At 41.7% G+C, this 26,832-nt stretch carries 13 protein-coding genes; 1 reads left to right on the top strand and 12 read right to left on the bottom strand.

The annotated features are described in order from the left end of the window. Nucleotides 1-18: 18 nt before the first annotated feature. The 12 genes from IQ13_RS03870 to IQ13_RS03925 form a co-directional block, all read right to left on the bottom strand. Entirely contained in the window at nt 19-1,680 is a 1,662-nt protein-coding gene (locus tag IQ13_RS03870; protein WP_144884683.1) for a GH39 family glycosyl hydrolase, read from the bottom strand. Between the two features lie 209 nt (nt 1,681-1,889). Next, the gene (locus tag IQ13_RS03875; protein ID WP_144884685.1) at nt 1,890-3,221 is read right to left on the bottom strand and encodes a rhamnogalacturonan acetylesterase; all 1,332 of its coding nucleotides are present in this window, start codon (nt 3,219-3,221) and stop codon (nt 1,890-1,892) included. Between the two features lie 3 nt (nt 3,222-3,224). Then, entirely contained in the window at nt 3,225-4,577 is a 1,353-nt protein-coding gene (locus tag IQ13_RS03880) for a glycoside hydrolase family 88/105 protein (protein WP_144884687.1), read from the bottom strand. Nucleotides 4,578-4,762: 185 nt separating this feature from the next. Then, a complete protein-coding gene (locus IQ13_RS03885; protein WP_144884689.1) occupies nt 4,763-6,505 on the bottom strand; it encodes a RagB/SusD family nutrient uptake outer membrane protein in 1,743 nt (580 codons plus the stop codon). A 44-nt stretch (nt 6,506-6,549) separates the two neighbouring features. Continuing rightward, nucleotides 6,550-9,735 carry a SusC/RagA family TonB-linked outer membrane protein gene (locus IQ13_RS03890; protein ID WP_144884691.1) on the bottom strand — a complete coding sequence of 1,062 codons (3,186 nt, stop codon included), beginning with the start codon at nt 9,733-9,735 and terminating at the stop codon, nt 6,550-6,552. A 28-nt stretch (nt 9,736-9,763) separates the two neighbouring features. Then, nucleotides 9,764-11,200 carry a fasciclin domain-containing protein gene (locus IQ13_RS03895; protein WP_158637297.1) on the bottom strand — a complete coding sequence of 479 codons (1,437 nt, stop codon included), beginning with the start codon at nt 11,198-11,200 and terminating at the stop codon, nt 9,764-9,766. A gap of 36 nt (nt 11,201-11,236) precedes the next feature. Continuing rightward, nucleotides 11,237-12,928, bottom strand: a complete 1,692-nt coding sequence (locus IQ13_RS03900; protein ID WP_144884695.1) for a fasciclin domain-containing protein — start codon at nt 12,926-12,928, stop codon at nt 11,237-11,239. Between the two features lie 14 nt (nt 12,929-12,942). Beyond that, complete coding sequence (locus IQ13_RS03905) at nt 12,943-14,502, bottom strand: RagB/SusD family nutrient uptake outer membrane protein (protein WP_144884697.1); 1,560 nt, start codon at nt 14,500-14,502, stop codon at nt 12,943-12,945. A 10-nt stretch (nt 14,503-14,512) separates the two neighbouring features. Beyond that, entirely contained in the window at nt 14,513-17,764 is a 3,252-nt protein-coding gene (locus tag IQ13_RS03910) for a SusC/RagA family TonB-linked outer membrane protein (protein ID WP_144884699.1), read from the bottom strand. Between the two features lie 26 nt (nt 17,765-17,790). Then, nucleotides 17,791-20,019 carry a fasciclin domain-containing protein gene (locus IQ13_RS03915; RefSeq protein WP_158637298.1) on the bottom strand — a complete coding sequence of 743 codons (2,229 nt, stop codon included), beginning with the start codon at nt 20,017-20,019 and terminating at the stop codon, nt 17,791-17,793. Nucleotides 20,020-20,377: 358 nt separating this feature from the next. Beyond that, entirely contained in the window at nt 20,378-22,333 is a 1,956-nt protein-coding gene (locus IQ13_RS03920) for a RagB/SusD family nutrient uptake outer membrane protein (protein WP_144884703.1), read from the bottom strand. 20 nt (nt 22,334-22,353) lie between these two features. Continuing rightward, complete coding sequence (locus IQ13_RS03925; RefSeq protein ID WP_144884705.1) at nt 22,354-25,461, bottom strand: SusC/RagA family TonB-linked outer membrane protein; 3,108 nt, start codon at nt 25,459-25,461, stop codon at nt 22,354-22,356. Between the two features lie 355 nt (nt 25,462-25,816). Between IQ13_RS03925 and IQ13_RS03930 the strand changes: the two genes are divergently transcribed. Next, nucleotides 25,817-26,827: a glycoside hydrolase family 88/105 protein gene (locus tag IQ13_RS03930; RefSeq protein WP_242009476.1), complete on the top strand. Its 1,011-nt coding sequence runs from the start codon at nt 25,817-25,819 to the stop codon at nt 26,825-26,827. Nucleotides 26,828-26,832 lie beyond the last annotated feature (5 nt).

The following is a 26,832-nucleotide window of genomic DNA, read 5'->3' on the forward strand; positions in this document are numbered from 1 at the left end:
ATGATTCAATTATAAATTTTACCAATCAAGTTTCAATAAGCTTACACCCTGCTGCGGTAATGAAATAGTGATGCTCAATACGCCATTCGTTATCTTCAATTTCTTCGACGCTCCCATTGTTTTTAACTGTCCTGATTTTTCCAGTATCGCTATCTGTTCATTCGTTGGATTTTGCGGCGAGCCCATTTTCTTCCACACTTCATAACTGTTACTGTGTTCGTCATCAATACGGTATTCCGTAACTGTTACTGTTGTTGCAGACAGTCCGTTGATGTTTACTGCAACAGGTAGCGCTGCATTCTTCACATCGTCATCATGATAATTCCAGATCATCACTGTTGCCGAACGTTTATCTTTCGCAGCAAGTCCACCCACATCATTGTATTTTCTGCGTACGCTTGAATCAACAATTGTTTTCAAATCGTACATCTGGTTGCCCTGCACCAATACACGGTTTCCCTTCATCATACCAAACATTCGGAACACATTCAGTACCGGTTTATCTACACCGTTGGTGGCAAGATCACGAAAACCATAGAACCAGGGCTGATTCTCAAATTCAAAGGCCCAGGTGACTGCTCCCAGGAAGTTAACCTTAAACGAATCGGCCAATAAATATTTGCGTGCAAACGAAGCAGCTGTATAACTCGCATACATGGTTCCGTTACGATACGCATTCTCCGGATTGGTGTGCATGCCGCAGGCGGCACAACCTTCCGGATCACTTTCACCGATAACAACAGGTAAGTTTTTTAACTGCGGATAAGCAGCAACAAATTTGAATCCGGCATTGATATCTCTTAACTGTGTGCCCATATTCATCTGCACATGCCCATTTACAACACGGGGTGATCCTTTTGCGTGAAAGAGAATCATATCAACACTCGAACCGATTTTCTTTGTTACATAATTGGTATCGCTGTAACAATGTTTTACAAATGCATGCAACCATTCCTGTGCGCCTTTGCTTGCAGTGCCTGCTATATTAATACCGCCGATTTTTGCAGTGGGCAAGGCACGCTTCACCGCATCTGCTGTATAATCGTATAGTTTAAAGAATTCTTCTTTTGTTCCCTTCCAGTAGCCGTTTGGTTCATTCCACAATTCCCAATACCAGCTCTCCACTTCTTTTTGTCCGTAACGTTCTACACTGTGCTTCACCCATTGAAAAACCAACTCGGCCCATTTGTTATAATCTTTCGGTGGATAAGCCCAGCCTGTTACAATTCTAAAATAAGGTTCACCCGGTTTCCAATCATGTTTGTATGGTTGCGGATTGGTTGATAATGCTTCGGGCATAAAACCAATTTGTGCCAATGGTTTCATGCCATGTTGCACATAGGTATCAAAAATACTGTCGATGATTTTCCAGTTGTAAACGGGATTGCCGTTTGCATCTTCCGTATATGCATTGGTGCTGCCCCATTTCAATGCAGGCGTACCATCGCCTGTTACCAATAAACTATGTGCACGTACATACACAGGAACGGGACTGAGTTTTGAAATTTCTGTGAGCAATTTCTTTCCATCTTTCATGTACGTATAGTTCGGCTCGTCATAACCAAACCATGCCCACACAGGCGTCATGGCGCCCACTTCTTTATTTAAATCAACATGAATCGTTGGTGATTGCGCAAAGGCAGCAGAAAATAAAAAGAGTAAAGGCAAGAAACGTTTCATGTATGTTTTGTTTATCTGCGTTATTAATTCATGGCAACAACTGTTGTGTCACTCACTTGTACGTTCCGTTTTCATGGCAGCAAAGCAACTCCTGCTTTAAAGATACTCTTTCACCCACCCATTTAAGCATATTCAACAACTATCACCATCTGCAAAAAGTAAGGGCTGTGCGTTGAGTTCTCTCCCTTTAGGGAGAGTTAGAGAGGGTTTTAATTCCCATCGGGTTTTGTACTTGTCAAAAATGAACTCATGGGCCAATAGAAACTTTCAAACGTTGCAGGACTTGCAGGATCGTACACAGCAATATCAGTACGTAAGAATTGTGCTAACGGCAGGTTCTGGTCCTTTATACTTTTTACAATGCACTTCGCCAATTCATAAGCACCATAGGTACTGAAATGTGTATTGTCTTCCAGCTTGGTTGTTTGCCCGGGAAACGTATTTGCCGGAAAATGTACAAATGCTTTGATGGATTTGATGGGTCCCCATGCTTCGTACAACACTTTACTCATGGCATTGAGATCAATTACTGCTACATTTTCTTCCTTCGCAGTCTGACGAACAGCCTCCGGATATTCCAATAATGTATTGATGATCTTACCGTCTTTATCAAAATTGCGTCGATGCATCGAAGTAACCAATACCGGAATACCGGCTTTCTTTTTTACTTCAGCAATGTATTGCTTCAATAGTTTTTTGTAAGAAGTGAATGGTCCGATACCCGGGCCTTTTTGCTTCATATCATTGTGACCAAACTCAATGAACAGATAATCGCCGGGCTTCATTAAACTTAATATCTTTTCCAAACGTCTGGCACTTAAAAAAGAGTTGAGCGCTTCTCCGCTCTCTGCATAATTGGCCACTGCTGCTTTTCCGGGAGCGAAGAATCGTGGAATCATTTGCCCCCATGCTGCCCAAGGTTCTTTATCCTGGTCAACAACGGTTGAGTTACCTGCCAAGAAAATGGTGGGCGCTGTCTTGTTGGGTGTAATTTCAATAGCACATACTTTCGGCAATGAATCGTTGAATTCGATGGTGAGAAAATTATCCCAATGCAGATAGTTATACTCTCTTGGTTTTAATCGAACAGCTTTCACGATATTTCCTTTTTCATCACGGATCAAACTGTCTCGCACATTCACGGTAAATGTTTCAGTCACAAACTTTCCTTTGGCAGTACGGATATTTTCTAAAAACAAACGACGGCATTCTGCACGAACCGTTGTTGCAGATGTTCCTTTCTTATCTCCGAGAATAATTTTCACATCATAATTCCCATCGGGTAAGTTCACCGAAAAATAAAACGGCTTCGAGGATGTGATGTAATCGTCATTCACCGATTTACCACCACGGTCAACTGCTGTTACTTCTGATTCTGCTGTAAACCCATACCCTTTTTCATTCGCAAACTTCGATTCGGGTGTAACAGCCGTATAACCTTTCTTCACTCTCCCATTACCAAAATCGAATTTCAACGTTTGTTGTGCTTCAGTAATAACAGCTACAAACATGAGAACAACACTAACAGCAATACACTTCATAGTTTATTTTTTCGACAGCTGCAGCGAACTATCGTTGATCTCAAATTTAAATTGATTGAGTAATTGATACATTTCAGCACCGGCTAAAATAACCGGGCCGTAACCATGTGCGGCAAACACATTCACGGGACGGTGATAGTAAAACGCAGGATCGAAAGCCATACCTGTACCAACACAGGTTCCTTCCACCTGTCCCTGCTTATTTACTTTTGTTGTTACAGCATTCCACGCAAGGATGGCGGTGGGTGCATACGTCATGGCGTCTATCCATCCTTTATTGATTGCATGCGTAATACAATATGCATAAATAGCAGTTGCTGATGTTTCGAGATAAGAATCATTTCTGTCTAACAACTGATGCCAGAAGCCCGTACCATCCTGGTACTGCATCAAACCATTTACATGAGCTTTGAATTGTTGCAACACAAACGCTCTGCCGGGGTGAGTTTCAGGCAATGCATCCAGCACTTCGCTCATCGTCATCAATGCCCAGCCATTCGCTCTTGCCCAACGAAACTCCGGATGATGCTCCATGCTTTCCACCCAGCCATGCATGTACACGCCTTTCTCTTTATTGAACATGCGTTTGGTATACAACTGCAACTGGTTTACTGCATCATCATAATATTTTGTTTCACCGGTAAGTTTACCCATAAACGCCATTGTTGGCACGCCCATGTACAGATCATCTAACCACAAGGTATTTGCCTGCGGACGCATGCGTGCCAGGGTGCCATCTTTTAAACGATATTCTTTGTTGATGACATAATCAGATAAATGATCAATGATGGGACGAAGATTATTACTCAAGCCACTGTTCTGTGCTTTGATCATCGATGCACACACAGCACCGCCATCATCCAGTGCATGTGGATTGATGGGTTGATTTAACAGCTTTGTTTTATTAATGTACTCAGCAGAAAACTTTTGTTTTACCGCAGGGATCCATTTTGCCAGGAAATCATATCTCGCTTTTACATATGCTGCATATTTCTGATCGCCGGTTGTTTCTGCTGCCCGTTGAAAAGCAGAATACGTAACGCCCCACTCATAACTGGTTAAACGAAAATCACCCTGCTTCAAAACCGTGTTTGTATCCAATGCATTTACATCGGTTACAGCAGCTCCTGTTTTTTTATTCATCATCTCCGCAGGCGTAACTGCATTGAGATAATTATAGACTCTATCCACTACAGCCTTCACACTTTCTTTTGTTGGCGCACCGTATGGCGAGGGATAATCCACCTTCATCGCATGTAACGGCGTGGTTACATCATTTTGTTTGGGTTTGGGTTTAACCTGTGCGTTGGCTGCTGCTGCCGTAAGAAGGGCAGCAAAAAGAAGATTTTTTTTCATAACAAACAATTCGGTTTCGTAGTAATTCCGCTAAATATATTATGTCTTTAGCTAACACATCAAAACTTCCACTTAATCGATTTCGTTAGCTTTCGAATGATACCTAGTAAGGTAACAGTGTAAATGAAAAAGACAGGTACTTGATTCCCTGCCCTTTTCGAACGATTGATTGTCTAATACAAATTTCACCATTTGAATGGCAGGTACCAGTCTCTTGCCATCAGTTTGGCACGGGCAGCAGATGCAGCACCTGCTGAGATGCCCGACTTAACAAGTTTGTTGTATACTTTATCTGCAACAAAAGCAGGATCGTTTTTACGTAATGCAACACGCAACAGATCGGGCCAACGTGTTCCTTCAAATGCATTCTCTAATGCACCCTCTTTAATAATTCCGGCTTCAATTGTATTTAAGCTGTCGCTGCTGATCTGCCAATCGGTAACCAAGGCTCTTGCTCTTATACCAATCTGCCGATACCAATCTGCACGGTAATAAGGTACACCTGAGTTACCACTGTTACGTGCATCAAAATTAAACGGATACGGCTCTGCCAATGTGTTATGATAGTTTGTAACGTCGCTGGTTGGAGCAGGATAAGCTGCTGCAAAACCACCGCTTACCAATGCCCATGCAATGCGGTGTTTACCTAACCTGTTTGCAGCTTCGGCATAGCGCATATGCAGATGTGTTTGACGGAACAAAAACCATTTGCCATTTTTTATTAAAGGAGTTGCAGCAGTGCCTGTTGCCCAGTTGATATAGTTGTAAAGATATTTCATGGCAACCGGCTGTCCGCCAATGTTCATCGTGCTCAACAGCTTTCTTGCGTCGTAAGGAATCGATGTTCCCTGTGCCGGGCGTTGTGTTTCTCCATCCCACAAATCGTACACTTCCTGCGATGGACGAACTAAATACTGACCACCAATTGGTGAGAACAATTTGATAAGTGAATTTTCTGGTTTGAATTTATTATCAAAAGGCAACACCCAAACCCACTCACGGTTTAAACTGTTGCTACCATAAGCACTTTCAAAAATTACTCTCCAGCCATCGTTGTACGTTAAAGTAGAAGCATCACCTGCACGGCCGTACGATACGTAGTGATTATGTCCGCCGGCCCAGCCAAGCTTGTAGTACGAATAAAAATCTTCACCAAAACCAAAAGCGGTAGTGCCGTATTCCATTACCTGGCGATAATAATCGGCTGCTTTTTGGTAATTGCCTTTCCACAAATAAAGATCGCCTAACAATACTTTTTTATTGATATAAAACTTTTGTGTTTGGTAACCATCTACCGTAATATTTAAGCCTGAGCCCGAAGGATAAATCTCCTTAAACGGAATGGTTTCAGTATTGCTGATCAAACTATCAAGTAAGGCATTAAACGGAATACGTTTGAAGTTTGCAGCATTCTTTACCTCATCTACATTTTTTAATGTACTTGTTACATAAGGCACATCACCAAAGTGAATACCTAACTGCAGATACAGAAACGAGCGTAAAGCTGCAATATCAGAATAACGCTGGTTAAACTGTTCTTCATTCATCTTCTTATCCTGCACCATTACTTTAAAATGCGCAAGCACATCATTACAGTTGAGGATTAACTCGTAAAACGGTTTGGGACTTGCGTACGGATTATTTTCGGTAACAGTATGCGTGTTGATCTGGCGTAACGCCTCGTTTGAGTTTGCAGTAACATCCAGCAAATCGGCACGCAATTCATTCAATACAACATATTGTTCGGCAAGGCCCATGAACTTACCGTAAATACCAATTACAGCAGCATCGGCATCGTACACGTTCTGGTAAGCATTTGCTTCGTCGAGCTGATCTTCGGGTTGTATATCGAACACTTTTTTACAGGCCGATAAACTAACCAGCATCATCAGCACCACAGCAAATTCAAGCAAAGTAATCTTCTTCATATCTGAAGCAATATTTTTTTATTCAATAATGATCTTCTTCTTTCTTACAAACCAAGTCTTGCACCTAAAATAAAGGAGCGGAATAACGGATCGAGACCGATATCGGTACCTTGTGCAAATAAGGATGGTGATGCACTGAACTCAGGATCATAACCGCTATAATTCGTTAATGTAAATAAGTTGTTTCCGGTTACATAGATGGAAGCATTTTTAAAGAACTTTTCTTTAAATGGAATGTTGTAGGCTAATGTGGCACTACGCAGGCGGAGGTAGGAACCATCTTCGATCCAGCGTGTGCTGAAACGGTTATTCCCCATCGGATCGCCGTAAGCAGCTTTTGGCATCGTTGTTTTCTGCCCTTCTGCTCTCCAGCGGTTAACCACACTGTTCAGTTGATTTTCTACAGTGCTGGCCGATTCCAGTTTATAACGGAGGTAGTTAAACACATCATTTCCTTTGGCGAACGTAAATAATGCTTCCAGTGTAAAACGTCCATACTCAATACGTGGAGTAATGCTTCCAAAAATATCGGGTGTTGGAATACCAATGATAGCTCTGTCTTTTTCATCAATGATCTGGTCTTTATTCACATCAAGGAACCGTACATCACCTGCTTTGAAATAGCTGTACGAACCATCTGCATTTTTCTTTTTCAACCCAGCACCGGCAGCTTCAGCTTCGGTACTGAAAACACCTTGTGCAATGTAGCCGTAGTAAAGTGTTGAACGAAGTCCCTGGCGGGTTAAGATAGTTGCGCCGGAATATTCGGTTGTAATTTCTCTGTTAGGCACAGCTACAACACGGTTGTCGTTGTGCGCAACTGTTACTCCAAGGTCGAATTTGAATTTGCGTTTGTTTACGAGGCGTGCGTTGGCGCTGGCTTCAATACCTGTGTTCAGCATGCTTCCACCGTTGGTAAGCACTTTGCTGAAACCCGATGCTGCAGGTACATCTTCGTACACCAGCATGTTATCGGTTTTATTGCGATATACATCTACACTTACATTTAAACGCTCGTTCCAGGTAGCAAAGTCAAGACCTGCATTAAATTTCTTATTAGTTTCCCACTGAATGGCAGGATTTGCAATACCACTGCGTACCAACCCCTGCATACCCAACAGGTTTTGCGAAGTATAAGTTTGACGTGCAGTGTAGTTACCAATATCATCGTTACCGGTAAGACTAAAGCTTGCACGCACCTTCAACAAATTGATGCTTGATGTTGCCATAAAACGCTCTGAAGACAAAATCCATGCAGCAGCAACCGAAGGCATTACAGCATAGGTAACTCCACCCATTGAAATACCTCCTTTTGCTTTCGAACCAAAACGTGATGAACCATCCATTGCTGCATTAACAGAAAGGAAAAGTTTGTCTTTGTAACCGTAATCGAAATTGAAGTACGTGTTCATCCAGTTCCACTCACCAATACCACCACCTGTTTGGCGCAACGCATTTACACCGTTCTGCACGCTGATGAGTTCATCTGTTGCAGAGTTATAACCAAGAGTAAAATCCTGTTCAGCACGGTTTTGCTGATAGCGTAAACCCAGACGTGACGCAATGCTGTGACGCAGCTGGAAGGTGCGTTTGTACTCAATACGGCTATCTGAATAAACAGAGAACAAACGACGCACCTGTGTACCTAACCTGCTGTCGGCAATGGCGTTGCTCAATGTATCATCGGCTACACCTTTACGTGGCACAAAAATATTTTCACGGTTTTTATCGTATACAATACCCAGCAACGAAGATGCAGACAGGTATTTATTAAAATCGTACTTAAACGTATACGAACCCATAAAGCGATAGTAACGGTTGTAGGCCTGCATGTTCTCAATCAACACCGATGGGTTACTGATACCCAGTATATCAGTATCCTCAAAGTTGGGAGATAACACCCCTTTCTCGTTCATTTCATTGGCAGCCAGGAAAGGCGATTTGGTTAAAGCTGTATACAGTGCTCCTGTTTTATTCACTACACCCTGGTATTTTAAATTTGCCTGGTTGTAGGTAAACGCAAGACTTGCAACACCTGTAAACTTCTTCGAAAAATTAAACTGTGCATTGAAACGTGTATTGTAACGGGTAAGATCTGTGTTTTTGATTACACCTGCATTTCTGCTGAAACCAACGGTTAAGGCATACGTTGCAATATTATCACCACCTGTTACTTTCAGGTAATAATTCTGGTTAACACTGTTGTTTAACACATTCTTTTGCCAGTTGGTATTGTTGTGGTATCGGTAATAAGCTACGTTACTGCTTGTGTCATCATTCATAAAAGGCATTGCAGCAAGGTCAGCAGAACTTACTCCTTTGCTTTGCAGGATATCGCCAAGGTAAGTACGGTAAGCCGAAGCGTTCATTACATTCAACGGTGCGGGAGCCTGGTTGTAACTGGTGTACATACCAAAATCAATACTTGTAGCTTCTTTTTTTGCACGTGCAGTTGTAATGATGATCGCTCCGTTTGCCCCTTTTGTTCCATACATCGATGTTGCATCCTTCACCACAGTGTAGTTATCAATATCGTGAATGCTGATTAACGCCAGCGGATTGGTATAATTGTTTGCAATAATACTGTTGCCATAATCATTCATATCGTATACAATTCCATCGACCACCACCAGCGGTGCATTGCTGCCGTATAATGAATTGTAACCACGTAAAAACATATTGGCACCTATACCCGGCGTACCGGAGCGGCGTATCACATTCAATCCGGCTACTTTACCTTGTAACGCTGCATCGCCAGTTTCGAATGGACGTCCCCAATCACTATTGGCATCAAATGCTGTTACAGCTCCGGTAATTGAGCGTTTACGCATTGTACCAAAATGCATCACCACTTCTTCCTGGAAATTTACAGCCGACTCCGAAAGCAAAGACACTGCAACAGATGTTTTGCCTTTCAGCGAAACCTGTTTTGAAGCGAAACCTTCACCGCTGATCTCAATATCGGTGTAGTATGAGGGAACTTTTAATGTAAATACTCCATCATCATCTGTAATGGCAGCAGAAAAATTCTTTACTTCCACACGTATACCTGCCAACGGCTTCTTACCGGCCGCATCGGTTACCTTCCCGGTAATTACAATTTTTTGAGACGCCGGTATGCTGTCTTTTTTTGTTGGATTTGTTTGCTGGGCAACAACTTCCTGCGAAGTGCTTAACGCAGCAGCAACAAGCATTGCTATAACCAGACTATGTACATTCTTTTTTATCATCACAACTTTCTTTAAATGATGGTTCGTTTTATAAACTTGGTACCAGCTTAATGTAATCGCACGACAGCGGATTTACTGCTGCCGTAGTGCTGTTTGCACCCAGCAGATACAAATTAAACACAGGTGAATATTTGCTTTGTGTAAACTCACCGATGTACACTTCGCTGTAAACATTTGGATTAACCAGCATCGACAACGTGGTTACGATGCCTCCTATACCCAAACGCTGTGTATAGGCAGCGGTCTGAAAATCGTTCAACGCAACTGCATAAGCTTTGTACTTAACAGATGGCACTTCAGGAATATCATAACGCAGCCAAAAATTAGAAACGCCATGATTGAATACCAACACATCTGTAAAATCTTTTCCTGTAACCGTATTATAACGATCACGGAAATAGGTATTAGAACGGCGGTTCACACTCGATGCATTATAACTTTCGCCCTGAACAGTTATTTCCAGAATTTTGCTTGCAGGCAATACATTCATCTGGCTCATGATGTACACAATACCATTACTTGTTTTAATGGTTTTTACAATTGCCGATTTGTTAACCGGAAGTTTTGTGCCGAATTTAGACAATACCGTATCGGGTATTGCATTTGGCTGATAAACGGTATCTACCGCAAAATCTTTCACAACATTCCAGCTGGTAACAAGTGTATTACTATCGGCTGTGTTCGTTACGTAATAAGGCATGTACTTGGTTACCTCTGCATCCCATGCAGCATCGGCAAGCATAAACAAGGTGAATTGTTTTTTCTCCTGTCTTAAATCATGTACTTTGTTCCAGAAAAGATTGGTAAATACGGAATCAGTACCTGCCTGGTAAATCGGTTCGCCGGTATTGGGGTTAATACCTACAACAACGGCATTTGTTGCATCGAACACTTTACGGAAAAGCGAAAGCATAAATGTTTTTTGCTTAACCGGCGCATTGCTGTTGTTAGATAAAAAATCCCAACAGTTATCTAAAGAAGGTAATGCTTTATCAATCACCTGCAGCAAACCGTTACCGGCATACTTATCAGCTACGGTAATGTTGGCATCTTCAATTTTTTTCCCTTGCATGTTATTGTACTTATCGTTTAACATGGCAATACGGGTAAGCTCTGCTACTTCACTTGTACGATATTGCTGTAGGGCGATGTGGTTACCAACGAAACTTTTAAGTTTTGCTGCATCATTAACTATTGCAGGGTCGAGCGATGAAAGTGCACTGTTTACCGGCGCAAATACGGTATAGTTGCGTGATGATCTGATGATTTTATCGTAGCCCGTTTTCACCAGGTATTCTTTGAATGTACTTAACTGGGGATTGGCGCTTACCAGATCCAGCAAAGTTTGTTGCAATGCAGGATCGGTAACATCATTACGTTCGTCTTTTATCTTACTGCAACTGCTTAACAATTGCAGAGAAAATAACCCCGCCAGCAGTAAGAGAGAGGTTTGCCTGATCTTCATGTTCATTATATTTTTCAGTACTTCTGTCGTTAGTTATTATTGATAAATCATTGTGCCATCCGGACGGAAACGAGGTAAAACCTGGTCCTGATCAATCGGAATGAAATGAATCATATCAAGGTTATTATTGTTCTGCGTTCCACTCAATGCAGTAATGCGGATAATTTGTTGCTTCGTTGTGGTAAACTCAATTACGCCCACCTGGCGTGCAGCCCAAAGGCTACTCGTGTTTTCGGTGTAACGTTTCCAGCCAATTGCTTCCAGTTCGGAATCGGTACCGGCAGGTCGTGTATCTGTAAAGTTCATCGTACGTTGCATAATGGTACCGTTTACACTTACCTGGCAAAGCATGTTTGAACTGCTTGATTGTTTTTGCTGACGGTAACAAACCCATACTTTGTATTTACCTTTTACAATCGGTGGCGTGCGCATCTCCCACCATGGCGGACGGTTAGGTAAGCCTAACGGCACCATGTTGATATCTGCATTATAAGCATAGTTGGTAATACTGCTTGCTGCGGAGTAAGTATACTGCAGGAAGTTTGTACTTGCCAATGGGCCCCAACCCCAGTAATGATCTTTAATTGGCTGATCGGCTTCTGTAGCACGGCTGAACGTATAATTGGCTTTTTTATAATAAGCAGGCAGCTTTTTAATTTCATCAAAAGAAGAAACGTCCCAATACAGAGCAGTTGGTTTGCGGAACTTCACCATAAAATGTGCAGCAGCATCGTGCCATACACCATTGGTTGCAGCAATATCACTTTTATCACGATTTAATACGACTCCTTTTTCCAATACACCATTAAACTCGTCCTGGTTAAGAAGTACCTGTTGATCGATCAACTTAATACTTACTACCTCCTGTGGTTGTAATGTTTCATGTGTTGGTGTAGAAATAATATCGCCAAGGAATTTCAATCCTTGTGAAATATGGTAAGCTACATAAATGTGTAAGCTGTCATTTGCATTCGTAGGGCTGCTTGTTTTTGAATACTTCGCTTTTAATGCTGCATAGGTTACAAAACCACTATCGGCTAAAGCTCTATTGCTTTCTGCAAACACCGTCATCCAGCGTTTAGACGTATCGCTGTCTACTGTATTCAGTTTTGTATAGAAACCGGTTTCTTTTAACGCCTGTACAAAAATGGAATAATCCGGATTTTCTTCCAGCTGCTGTGCAATGGTTTTCACAGCTGGCTTCAATACGTTATCAATAACATGAATAATACCATTGCCCACACGTACGTTCGAACGCAATACTGTACCCTGCCTGTTAATTAAATAACTTGACACACCGTTTTTATTGGTAACCGATGTTACAAGGTATTGACCGTACATGGTAATAACAGGCAGCTTACCATCTGTAAACGAGTTGGTATACACCGTATCGCTTAACAGATGCAAACGCACCATGTCTTTTAAAGTGTTGAGATCGGCAGCGTCAACAGAAGCAGCTCCCAAACCGGCTAAGTACGTTTTTACACCACTGTTTGTTGGCGCAAAACAGGTATAAGCCCCGTATGCATTCAAAAAAGCAGCGTTGCCAGTTCTTTCGAGAATCTGACGGAACAACGAAAAGGAATCAAGATTTTTATCCAGATAACCTACAATATTTACGTCACCCGTTGTAGATTCCTCGATCTTGATTTTTCTACAGCCCGGAGCCGACATGAGCAGGGCTATAATAGCAACCGAGCCTAAGGCAAGAACAATGTTTCTTTTCATAATGCAGGTTTCAGTTATTTATAAAAAGGATTTTGTACTAATTGTTTATTGGTTTGCATTTCGTACAGGTAAATCGGCAGGTAATGGCTGTTTTGATCTTTAAATTTCGCCTGTGCAGATTGCTGCATACTGGAAGGAACACTGATGGACACCATGCTTAACAAAATACCAAGACGTTCATACTTGTTGCGTTTTGCATTACGCAACACATCGTACCAACGTTTACCTTCGAAACAGAATTCCCTTGCACGCTCTTCCAGAATAAAATCCTGTATAAGATTTTTATCTGTTGGAGCAGGTGTAAGATCTGTTGCTGCCAAAGCATTTGCACGGGCACGTACGCTGTAAATAATGTCCAATGCTTCCTGCCCACGACCCAATTCATTTAAGGCTTCTGCTTTCATAAGCAAAACATCGGCATAACGATAGAAAAACCAATGTGCATAGCTTTGATCAAGCGGGCGAATTGCACCAGTGCTGCTGGCACCAACATATTTCCAAACTGTTGATGTAGCTGCACGCACAGAACCACCATCGCCACGGATATCATAATTCTGATCATTGGTGTAATCAACCGTAAACACACGTTCCATCAAATCGGCAGCCGCAATCCATCTTCTGGCAGAGGTAGCCGGAGAAAAGATTAAAAAGAAAGGATTTAAACGTTGCTGGCTGAACTGCAATTCGAAAATCCCTTCGTTAGAATTACCGTTATAATACAGTGTATTAAACCAGGCATCATTGTATTCAATAGCTGGTCCGTTTTGTGTTGCACCACGTATTAAACCAAATTTACCGGAGTTAATGATCTTGTCGCAGGCTGCAACACTTTCTGTATACTTTTCCATCCACAAATACACATCAGCAAGAATTGCATTGATGGTATATACTGTTACACGTCCTTTGTCTGAAGCAACATCGCCGTAACTTGTTACCGCCTTTGCTTCAGCAGCTGTAAGATCTTTTACAATCTGCGCAAATATCTCAGCCTGTGGGGTCTTCGGAATCGGAGTAATATTCTCATCACTTAATGTTGCATCAAGCTTTAAAGGCACATCGCCAAACGTACGTGCCAGGTAAAAATACATGAGTGCACGAATAGTTAATGCTTCACTAAGATAGTTATCGAGCTGTTGTTGTGTAAACGTATTGTCGTTTGCTAAAACCTCAGGTGCCTTCTCAATTACGGTATTGCAGAAGTTGATGGTTCGGTAAAAAGGACGCCAGTTGGCATTTACATTTGTGGGCTGAATATTGGCATTGATCAATGCAATGTCATCTGCACTTGATGCAGTTGCTGATGCAACATGATCGGCACGGCCTTCGCCCCAAACAAAAAACAACTCGGCCATTGACGGCACATAATTTGTCGGATTTCCGTAGGAGCCGCTCGAGTATTCCATCATCGAAGAATAAATACCGATAACAGAAGCTTTTACCTGCTCTTTTGTTTTCCAGAATTCTTCTTTTACAATACCATCCTGCGGTTTCAATTCAAGCCATTTTTTACAGCTGCTGAAACTTACTGCAAACAGTACCAAAAGAAAATATGTAAGAAATGTAATCTGTTTCATGCGTTTGTAATTAGAAGGATGCTACTAAACCAATGGTAATATTTTTTGAAGGAGGTGTCATTGAATAATCGTACGATACACGGAACGGATCGGAACCACGGAACGATACTTCGGGATCCTGACCAAGATAGTTGGTGAAGGTGAAGAGGTTCTCAGCAGTTACATAGAAGCTTGCCGATTTCATTTTCATCTTCTTCAATGTTTTCTTATCAAAGTTGTAACGAAGTGTAACTGTTCTGAAGCGGATGTAGGATGCATCTTCTACATAACGATCGCTTCCGAGCCAGTTAAAACCACCATTGATCAATGCACGTGGCATATCGGTAACATCACCTTCTTTTCTCCAACGGCTTAACACAGCTGTACTCTGGTTATCGAAACCATACATATTGGTCGTGTTCATTTTGGTACCGTTAATTACATCGTAACCCCAACGGAAACTGAAGAAGGAGGTTAACTTGAAGTTTTTCCAGGTAACTGAAGGTCCAAATCCTCCAGATAGTTTCGGATTACTATTACCGAGATAAACCACATCCATATAGTTGATGTTACCATCGTTATTAATGTCTTCATACATCGCATCGCCCGGCTGGAAAATATAATCCGTTTGCGGATAGTTAAAGCGCATATAAATAGTTTGACCATTAGGACCAATAATTGGATTTCCTTTGGCATCTTTTGCAATGGTTGCATTACGATCGGCATACACACCTTTAAACTTGTAACCGTAAAAAGAACCAAACGGATTATTGATTTGTAACAAACGGAGATATTCACCATTTTTGGTTACATCGCCACGTTGACTTGGATAGAACTCAGAAATTTCACGAATGACGTTTTGGTTTGCTGAAATATTAAAATCGAAACCAACTGTTACTGTTTTTGTTTTGTACGGCTGTGTCCATACTGCAAGTTCCCAGCCCTGGTTATCCATTGTTCCAACATTCATCAGTACTGTATTGAAGCCTGTGAAAGAAGGAATTTGCAAACCATCAAAAAACAAATCTTTTGTACGGTTACGGTAAACTTCACCATCCATACGAATACGACCTTTAAAAACACTTACGTTGTAACCGATATTTGTACCACGCATGGTCTCCCAACGTAAATTTTTAAGCTCCATGCGGGCGGGGATAATACCAGCCTGATCGAGGTACGTATAATCGTAGGTTGAATAAGTGTTATAAAATAAATAATCGCCTCTGGGCACCTGGCCTGCAATACCATAGCTTGCACGTAAGCTCAAATCATCTAACCATTTTAAATCTTTCAAGCCACCTTCTTCCGAAATGCGCCAGCGAGCAGAAACAGAAGGGAATAAACCATAACGGTAATTAGGCCCAAAACGTGAGTTACCATCACCACGAAGCGTAACATTTATAAGATATTTATCTTTATATCCATACTGTGCGCCTATTAACGCTCCTACTGAACGGCTTTGATTTTGCCCTGATACTGCACGCAGTTCGTTGTTTTGGGTACGAGACTGAACAGAAGGATCTACCAGCAACGAAGACGCAGTGTTTGATGACATTACTTCCTGGAATACTGCAGTGTAATCGTTTGTAAGAATGTTCATGTACGCCTGCACATTGTGCTTTTCATTTTTGATCTGTGGCGTATAGATCAAACTTGTCTTTGTACCAACACTAAATGCATCAATATCGCCATCGTATGCACGGTTTACGACTGTTTCCGTATTCGGACGGCCGGTTGCTATCTGCGGAAGGAAGCTGTTGTTCTTGGTATTGTTGATATCGAACTGCACATCAAAGGTTGCCTTCAGCACACGCTTGATGATGTCGTAATCAACCTGGAAACGTGGAATAATCCGATCGCCCAATACACCAAACTTTGCTTTATCGGCCATTGCAACCGGGTTATACACACGGCTGTACTGCCCTTGTACGTTCGATGCAGGCGAAAAATAATTGGTTGTAAGATCGCCGTTTGCATCGTATTCGAACACACTCATATTTGGCATTTTAATGTAAGCCATACCTCGAATAGAAGATTCGTTGCTTGATAAATAGTGACGAACCTGGTTGGAATGCGTATACGAGAAGCTGGTAAAGAATTTAATTTTTTCTGATACGGTATAGTCGAGGTTAATACGTGTGTTGATCCGTTGCAAACCGGTACCAATGGTAATCCCCTTCTGATCGAACCAGCCTACAGATGCAAAATATTTTGCCTTTTCGCCACCACCGGTTAAACTTACTGTATGATCCTGTATATAACCTGTTCTTGAAATAGCATCGATCCAGTTGGTATTGTTGCTGTAGTTATGGTACCAGTAAGGATCGTTTGGATCGTAGTTGAACTCACGGTTAACGGTTGTGTTCAACGTTGTACCAATACGGTTCATGAAAGCTTCGGGAATGAGCGAAGAATACTGATCACCATTTAGCAAAGGAATTGCCTTGGGTACTACAGAAACCGAACCTTTAAATGTATAGTTAATGGTTGGTTTACCAATACTGCCACGTTTTGTTGTAATTACCAATACACCGTTTGCAGCCTTGGCACCCCAGATAGCAGTTGCAGCAGCATCCTTCAACACCGTAATATCTTTAATATCTGCAGGAGATATATTTAACAGCTGCGCATATCCCTGTTCATCGGCAGTACCAAAGTTAAAGTCGCTTGGAATTTCTGTTTCGTAAGGCATACCATCCAATACAATCATAGGGATACCTGTTGAGTTGATAGAAGACACCCCACGTATCCGGATGTTCATAGCAGCACCGGGATCGCCACTTGAAGCGGTAATATCCACACCACTTAAACGACCTTGCAAAGCCTGGTCGATACTTGGAGCCTGCATCTCTTCCATTTCTTTGGCGTTGATACGGGATACCGCTGTTGTAAGATTTTTTTCAGGCACGTTGATCATCCCGTTTGAAGATGACGGACGGGCTACGATTACAACCTCCCCTAAATCTGCCTGCGAATCTTCCAGTGAAAAGTTGATAGATGTACGGCCGTTGATACGTTGCGTAACACTTTTGTAACCGATATACGAAAGGGAAATACGGTTCTTACCATTTACGTTCTTCAGAACAAAAAAACCTTCAATATCGGTTTGTGTACCACGTACAATCCGGTTATCCGCATCCAGCTCCGAAACCGATACGCCTTGCAGCGGTTTACCATCTTTATCGGTAACCTTTCCACGCAGCACATCTTGTGCATATACCGATACAGCTACAAGAAGAAAAAATGCAGTGAAGGAAAGCAGTCTTGTTAGTTTATTCCACATACGATGCATTGTTTGGGTAATAAGTTTTATTTATAGCGCAGGTAGTTATCGATAAGATGAATCGTACACCTTGTGCTTAATTGGTTACTTGATGCTGTTGTTACGCCTGCAGATCTACTCTTCATATCATTTAAAACGATAGTGTTTGGCGTAGTGTTGTTTACGAAGATGGTTGAAGGATCGCCGTTCGGGAACTTGTACAAAGTTTCGAATGTGCCACTCTCCTGCCCGTCTGTAGCAATATTTTTCTTATTGAGAATATGATAGTAAATGAACGCATCAACCTGCTCACGTTCCTGCGAGGTTAACGAAGTATACTTCGGTACTTTGTTCGGTGCAGTTCCTGTGCCGGGCAAATCACCAGCATTTACAGCAGCAAGAATTGCCGTGTTGCTGGGTATAAAGAACGTGTAGAACGAACCGGAAGCAACCTGCACAATTTCGCCTGTTGTTGTATTAAAAATGGGCGATGCTTTCAGGTAATTCCAGAAATAATTGTACGGCGAGGTAGTTGGAGTACCTAATGTTTCAATATGCTTACCAATTGTTTTTTCGCTGAATTCAAGAATACGATCGATATAATAAACCGTACCATTCTTTGCAGTTTTCTTGTCAACAACAGTTGCCTGATTACCGGCATCGTAATTTCCGGCAGCTGCAATTTTGTTATTATCGAATTTTAAGAACTCACCTGAATACGACATAGCCACACCTGGCGATGTAAGCGAAGTAATATCTCTTCCGGGCACTACGTGCATGTTTAAAATACGTTGCAGACGAACCAATGCCGAAGAGCCGGTTAACTGCGTACCGCCACCTGGCGGAGTATAACGCCATTGTTCGTTCACGTTATTACTTACTGTTGCATCGGCATAATAGCCGGCAGCATTAAACGCCGCATTGCTGATCAGAAACAATGTATACTTCTGGTAAATATTCGAAATCTGGAATTTCAAATCAAGATTCAACAGACTCGTCATGATGGAATAATTCGGATTGAGATAAGCCTTTCCGTACACGCTGCTGAACACATTAGCTTCCTGTACTTTATTGGTACCATAAAACACACCGTTACTCAACACCTGTTTATCTACTACATCAGTGGCGGGATTAAAGCGGGCTTCTTCACCAACCGAATTGTAAGTAGTTGCAAACTTAGATGGCCAAACCACGGTACGCCACATGTGTGCATTCATAAAATCATAAATCACATTTACAGGTAACGCATCGATACTTGGATAATACTCAAGCAATACCGTATTGATATAATTGAGTAAAGCTGCATTTTCCGGAACAAACATGGTATAGCTGTCTGCCTGGCCATCGTTATCCTGCAACTTCAAAAAGTTTTCATTATTTGGCGAAAATGCAAGACTGTTGTTGTACACTTTTGTAAATACATCTGCAGGTGTGCCGTAAATAGCTTTGTAATTTTGCGATACAGTTTGGTTTAATACATACTGCACCAAAAATTTATCCATTAATTTTTTAAACTCGCTGTAACGTGGATTACTGCCAATATACTGATCGATACTTGGCAATGCAGTAATAACACGATCTACAATGTGGATAACGCCGTTCTCGGCAGCAATATCTTTTTCTACCACTTTTGCCTGTGCAACATTAAAGCCTGTATAAGTTGAAGTTGGATAAAAATAATTGTAATCAGCAGCAGTTAATGATTTGCCGCTCATATACGTAGTTTCGAAAATGGGGATGTATTTGTTATTATTATCGGCATCAACATAAAACAAAGTACCGGAGTTGTTACGGTTTGATGCGATTGCTTTAATATCCTGACCGCTTAAATTTTTTGTTTCATAAATGCCGGTATAATTAGCCGTACGTCTGCGGAAAGCTGCCCCCTCTACCCAGCCGAGGTTGCTTTGGTAATCGGAAATCCGCTCCTGCTTAAACGCATTGTACACCAAACTGTAGGTAACAATTTTACGTGCAGATGCTGAATCGATAGCATCTACGCTGGCAATATTGTTTTGTGTAAGGTAAAGTGTTACGGCAGAATCGTGCGGCACAAAAATTGTCCAGTAACCTGCGGCTGAAAGTGTTTGTTTGTACCCTGCTTTGTCAATCAGTTTTAAAAACTGGGTAAAGCGGCCTTTCGCCTGCAATTGCTGATAAATAGGTTGCTCAAGAGAATCGGGCCTTTTATAAAATTCATCGAATTTCTTTTGGCATGCAAACGTTATAGTTGCCAAGGCAAAAAAAAGGCAAAACTGTTTGATAAGCTTAAACATAAATCTACAGTTCATTTAATTTATCGGATGTGTTCGATGGAAAAACTTACTTGACTGAGAGGAAAAAAGAAACTACAGGTGAACCTTTGCATGCAACGATAACCTTCGTTAGAAGCGGCTTTGGTAATAAGGCGCAGCAATTTGCGAAAATGGGTCATACAGCAGCAATCTTTTTCAATCAGCAGTTAGTGGCAAGCAGTAGTTTACCGTTAACAAGGCCAAATTATTGCAGGTGCGGCAGTTAACCGTCATGTGCCATCCTGAACAAATATTGCTTTTTACGCAATCGTTCTCGAAACTTTTTTACCAATAAAAAAGGCTGCCCGGAAGGCAGCCTTTTTTTTGACCGTAGAATCGATTAATAGCCTGGGTTTTGCATGGCCTGCTTTTGAGAAGCAGTTAATGCCAGTCCGCCCATTTGAATACCATCAAGGAAGGTTTGTGGTATCGGGCGCAACAGATGCTTGTCCTGGATATTTGGAGCAGCATCGGGGTTAAAGGCTTTCGCACGGGCAATTAATGTTTTTGTGCGGGACAGATCCTGCCAGCGTAAGTATTCACCTGCCAACTCACGTGAACGTTCGTTTAACAGGAAACACAGCATTCTGTCGTATGTGCTTGAATAACCGAGCAGGTTGATGATGTATTCATCTGCCGTAGGTAAAGTTGCAATATTGGTTACAGCTAAGCTTGCCGAAGCAGCCGTAGTAACAGGAATATTGTTTGATTCGTAGTACGAATTTTCCGGGAAGAATGAAGGAGGAATTGACTGCGGAACACTGCTTGGCGCTGCGCCGCCATCGTAGTAAACCGAACGGCTTTCGCCATTTGCATACTGTCCTCGCACCCTTACAGGATTGATATACACCAACGCATCAGCATAGGTTCCAACACCTGCTTTTGCCTGGCGGATTTTTGCCTCTGCAGCTATCAGGTATGTTTCTGCCGAACGGGCCAATGTAATATCACGCAAGCCACGTACATCATTAAAACCGGCAGTACGTGAACCATCCATAAACTTACTTAATGAAGGGAAGCGGCGTGTATCGTTCCAGCCACCATCAGCAGTAACACCATTTTTATACGCAACGTACACATGTGGAATTGTTTTACCTGTTGTGCTGTAAACAACTGAGTTGTTCAATACGTTGGCAGAAAAACGGGTATCGCCGGGTTGGTTAATTACATACATGATACCTAAATCGCCCTGTACATAACCGCTGGTAGGCGCATTGGCATTTACTTTATGCTTTGTACGGAAAGTTTTCCAGAAACGGGAGTCGTTTACCATGTCGTAGATCCTGTACATAAAGAATGTTGGAGATAAACGACTGAACGGACGATCACCACTTAAATCACGCTGCATCTGAGCAATATCTTCATAGCGTGAAACGTAATATAAATGTTGGGTATTTTGACCACTTGCAGTTAAGTCTGATGTAAACTGTGCAGACAAAATCAGCTCACGCAGATTTTCATTTGCACCATTGGGTGCGGTATAACGCCACAGATCGCCGTAGTTTGGAGCCAACGGATGGTTGGCGATTACCGCATCGCACAAAGGAATAATAGCTGCAAGGTCGGCCGCTTTTGTTGAACCATTCCATGAATCATTGATTTCGCTCGTGCGGCTTAAATATGCTTTTGCTAAAAAGTGTGCTGCAGCATCCTTGGTAATTCTTGCCGGCGAACCAACATTGCCTAACAGGTTATACGCCTGTGTAAAGTCTGCAATAATTAAATCGTATACGTCTTTTGGAGTTGCACGTGTAAACTCCAATTCTACTTTTGTAAACGGCTCCTTGGTAATAGGTACAGCACCAAACTGGCTTACCAAACGCAGGTAATTATATGCTCTTAAAAAATAACCTTCCCCTAAGGCTGTTTTTTTAATGGCATCGGCAGTAGATGTGCTGGCGTTTGCGTTCTGAATAATAAGATTGGCATGACCGATGCCTACATACAAATTATCCCACTGCGCTTCTGCTGGTACAGTATTTCCGTTATTGGGCGTAACAAACGAACCGAAGGTATTACCATAAGAATTGTACATGCCGTTCGAAGGATCACCCCCTACTCTAAACTCATCGGTACCATAACACATATTGGAAAAAGCCATTTCACCATTAAATGGTGTTGCAAACACCTGGTGGTATGCACCATTTACCAGTTGTTGTATACCGGCATCCGTTTTGTAAAACTCCAGATCCCTGGAGGTTTTCAACGTTTCATCTAAGAAACTCTTTTTGCAAGATGAAGCAAGCGAAATAATGAGTACGCTTACGATTGCTATATTTAATATTCTATTTTTCATTCGTAGTAAATTTTATTGTCTTAAAAACCTGCATTAATACCAACTGTAAAGCCACGGTTAGAGAACATTGACACCGCATCCATATCCATAAACTTAATTTGAGAATAAAGCATAAACGGATTGGCTGCCTGTACATATACACGCAGATTTTGCATGTGCATGGCTTTTACTGCTTTGCTGTTAAAATTGTAAGCAGCTGAAATATTACGCACTTTTAAGAAAGATGCTTTTTTATAACCAAGGGAAGCTGAATAGTTATCACCAGAGCCTACAGAATAAAATGGCTTTTGGTATTCTGCATCCTGATTATTATCGGTCCAGTAATCAATTTTACGTTGATTACCTCTTGCTGTTTGTGCTTCACCTCCTGTGTTATACCAATAGTTTAAACGACCATAAATGAAAAATGACAATTCAATCCCTTTGTAGTTGAATGTGTTTGTAAAACCAACAACCCAACGTGGTCGTGTATGACCAATTACTACACGATCATTATTGGCATCAATTTTATTATCACCATTTTGATCTACAGGACGTACTTGTCCGGGAGTAAACGTGTTTCCGTTTGCTGCAAACTTCTTCAGTGTAGGAGTATCTGCATACTGCCACAAACCGCCTGATGCAAAACCATAAATTACACGTATGGGCTGACCAATAAATACGTTGTTGTTGATATCGTTTTGTTTACCATTTGCACCTTCATCAATACGATCTTTCTGCCAGCTGGCATTGATAATACTTGTCCACTGGAAATTCTTCTGAGAAATATTCACTGTATTGATATTCACATCAACACCACGGTTTGATGTTTGCCCCAGGTTGGTAAGCGTTCTTACGTAGCCTGTTACTGTTGGTAACAATTGTGGGAAGATCAGGTCTTTGGTGATCGATGAATAAACATCTACAGTACCTGAAATTCTGCTCTTTAAAATACTGAAATCAACACCTAAGTTGTACTGTGTTGTTTTTTCCCAACGCAGATTCGGGTTACCCAATTGCGTCGTTGGCAAATTTGCAGGTAATACACTTCCGCCATTCGCATAAAAGTAAGGAACACCAAAGGTTAATGTTTGGTAAGGTCCTATTGATGAGTTACCGGTTACACCTACACCTGCTCTAAGTTTTAAGTCGTTAATAATGCTTGCATTTTGCATGAATTTTTCACGACTGATGCGCCATGCAAACGCAGCACTTGGGAAATAATCACCTTTATAACCTTCGCCAAGCTGCGATGCAGCATCATAACGTATAGAGGCTGTTAACAAATAACGCTCATCAAAACCATAGTTAACACGAGCCATTAAACTCGATAACTGACTTTCTGTTAAAGGCGACACACGATTGATGGTGAGGTTTGTTGATGGCAACACACCGTTGTTTAACTCGTACCATTTCTGTGCAGCAAACGGAATACCTGTGCCAACCAAACGGTTTACAGGGTTTGCCACGTACTTTGTTGCGCTTTGTAATAATGTAACGCCGAAACTATGTTTCTTAATTTCCTTGTTGTAGTACAGCAGGTTATCGAGTGTCCATGAGTAGGTTTTTGCCTCTTGCAATGAAGCTCCATTAATACCACTGCTGGCAGCAGACTGTCCATCGATGTATACACCGTTGGTATAGTTGGAAAAATCAGGACCAAAATTGAAGCGGTATTTTAAGCCACTTAAGAAAGAATTGATCTTACCGAAATCAATCTGTGCGTTCATGCTACCAAAAGCACGTAATGTAGTGCGTTGATCCTGCGTAAATTTATCTTCACCAATTACAGTTTTGATTGCAACATCACCACCGGGATAGAGAATACGGTTACCAGCAGAATCGTAAGGAACAGCCCATTTAAACAAACCTCTGGCAGAATTATAAATGCTGTTTGCAGGTGAACCTACAAACGAACCGATTACAAGATTCGATTGGCCGAATTCCTGGATGCCATACGTTACATTAAAATTAGCCCCCATCGAAAACCAGTCTGTTGCCTGTACATCCACGCTGGTTTTTCCTGAATAGCGTGTAAACTTCTGTCCAATAGAAGTTCCTCTGTTATTCAAATATCCGAAAGAGCCATAGGCTTTAATTTTATTGGTACCACCGCTAACACTGATGGTATTATCGGTTGTAATACCCGTTTGTGTAACCAAACCTGTCCAATCGGTATTGCCCACTTTTGAACCATCCCATGTACCACTTGCCCAGCCTTTCGCAATATTTTTCCACGAATCAGGATCTGAAGTTGCCAAGAAAATATCACGATCATTGGCAATTGTAGGAGCATCTCCACGAGGACGGCCGCTTGGGTTACTGTAATAAACAGCCCATCGACGAAAATCAATGTATTCCGAAGCACTCATAATCGGCGCCCAGTCACGTACCGTTTCAAAGGTTGTTGAATTGAAAAAGTTTACTTGCGTTTTACCTGCTTTACCTTGTTTGGTTGTAACAATTACAACACCGTTTGCTCCTCTTGAACCATAGATAGCAGTGGCAGATGCATCTTTTAATACGTCGATCGACTCAATATCGTTCGGGTTCAGGTATTCGATACCTCCAGTGGCTAAAGGAATATTATCCACTACATATAAAGGATCGTTCGTTGCATTTAAAGAACGTTCGCCACGAATACGGATTGAACCCAATGTACCCGGACGTTCATTCGAAGTAATATCCACACCGGCAACTTTCCCTTGCATTGCCTGCAAAGCATTATCAACCGGCCTTGAACGTATTTCTTTTTGATTGATGCCCGATACAGAGCCGGTTACATCTTTCTTTTTTACCGATGCATAACCGATTACCACCACATCTTCCAGGTTAGAAGCGCCGGCAGCAAGTGTTACATTAATTGTACTTCTGTTATTGATCTCAATTTCCTGATCGGTAAATCCAACCGATGAAATAACCAAAACCGATTTGCCCGAAGGCGCATTTAATTCGAAACTACCATCGGTTCCTGTAGTAGTGCCCACCGTTGTTCCTTTCACCAACACACTGGCACCAGACACAGGTTTACCTGCATCATCAGATACTTTACCGGAAACTTTAAATGTGGTTTGTGAAAAAGAAGCGGAGACTAACAGACATGACAGTAATAGCAATACGCTGGAGCGTATCCATTTTTTTTCTTTCATATAGCAGCTTGTTAAAAGGTTTAGGTTTTAAAAGTAGAAGAATTTCGTAGTGGGGGTATCCTGTTCCGTCCTGTAAGTTGTTATTTTTTTACGCAATCGTTCCCGAACTGACAATCGGCTTTTATACAGGATAAAGCGTCGAAAACAACTCTAAGTGTATCAGTTTCAGGATGCAGCAGGATGCCCTTCCAGTGTTTATATACTATCATTGAATTTTAAAAATAACATTGCTGCTATGCTGAAAAAAATCGTTTGTCTGCTGTTGATGGGCTCCTTCTTATACCCTGCAACTGCGCAAAAGTTACCTGCCAAAAAAAGGATTTTAAACACGTTAAGGCTAACCAACCAGTACTTTATGAACAAGTGGCCCGATGCGGGTAAAACCATCTTCACCAACATTGAACGGCCCAGCAACATCTGGACAAGAGCCGTTTATTACGAAGGTTTGATGGCACTTTACAGCATCGATAAGCAACAAGCTTACTACGATTATACGCTGCAGTGGGGCGAAAAACACAAATGGGGTTTGCGTGGCGGTATTAAAACACGCAATGCCGATAACCAATGTTGCGGCCAAACATATATTGATATGTACCTCATCGATAATAAGCGCAACCCGGAGCGTGTGAAGGATATTAAAGCATCCATCGATTCGATGATGGCAACAAGTAAAATTGACGACTGGAACTGGATTGATGCACTGCAAATGGCGATGCCTGTATTTGTAAAACTAGGCAACCTGTATAACGAGCCTGCTTATTTTCAACGCATGTACGAGATGTATGCGTACACCAAAAACAAACACGGTGAAAAGGGTTTGTACAATCCTGCAGAAAAATTATGGTGGAGAGACAAAGATTTTGATCCTCCATATAAAGAACCAAACGGTGATGATTGCTACTGGAGCCGTGGCAATGGTTGGGTAGTTGCAGCGCTGGCAAAAACACTCGAGGCTTTGCCAAAAACCGATCCACATTACAACGAGTACCTCCAGGATTTTAAAGATATGTGTGCAGCCTTACTGCCTCTGCAACGTACAGATGGTTATTGGAATGTAAGCCTCAACGACCCCAATCATTTTGGCGGCAAAGAAGTATCGGGTACCTCGCTCTTTATCTATGGCTTTGCATGGGGTATTAACAATGGTATTCTTGATGCAAAAACATATAAAACTTCAATAGCAAAAGCATGGAATGCCATGTGCAAAGAAGCTGTACACAAAGATGGCAAACTGGGCTATGTACAAGGTACAGGCAAAGAACCAAAAGATGGTCAGCCTGTTTCGTATACAAGCACACCCGATTTTGAAGATTATGGTCTTGGATGCTTTTTATTAGCAGGCACAGAGATCTACAAAATGAAATAATTTCT

This window comes from Lacibacter cauensis, from assembly GCF_007830055.1.
GTDB classification, from domain to species: domain Bacteria; phylum Bacteroidota; class Bacteroidia; order Chitinophagales; family Chitinophagaceae; genus Lacibacter; species Lacibacter cauensis.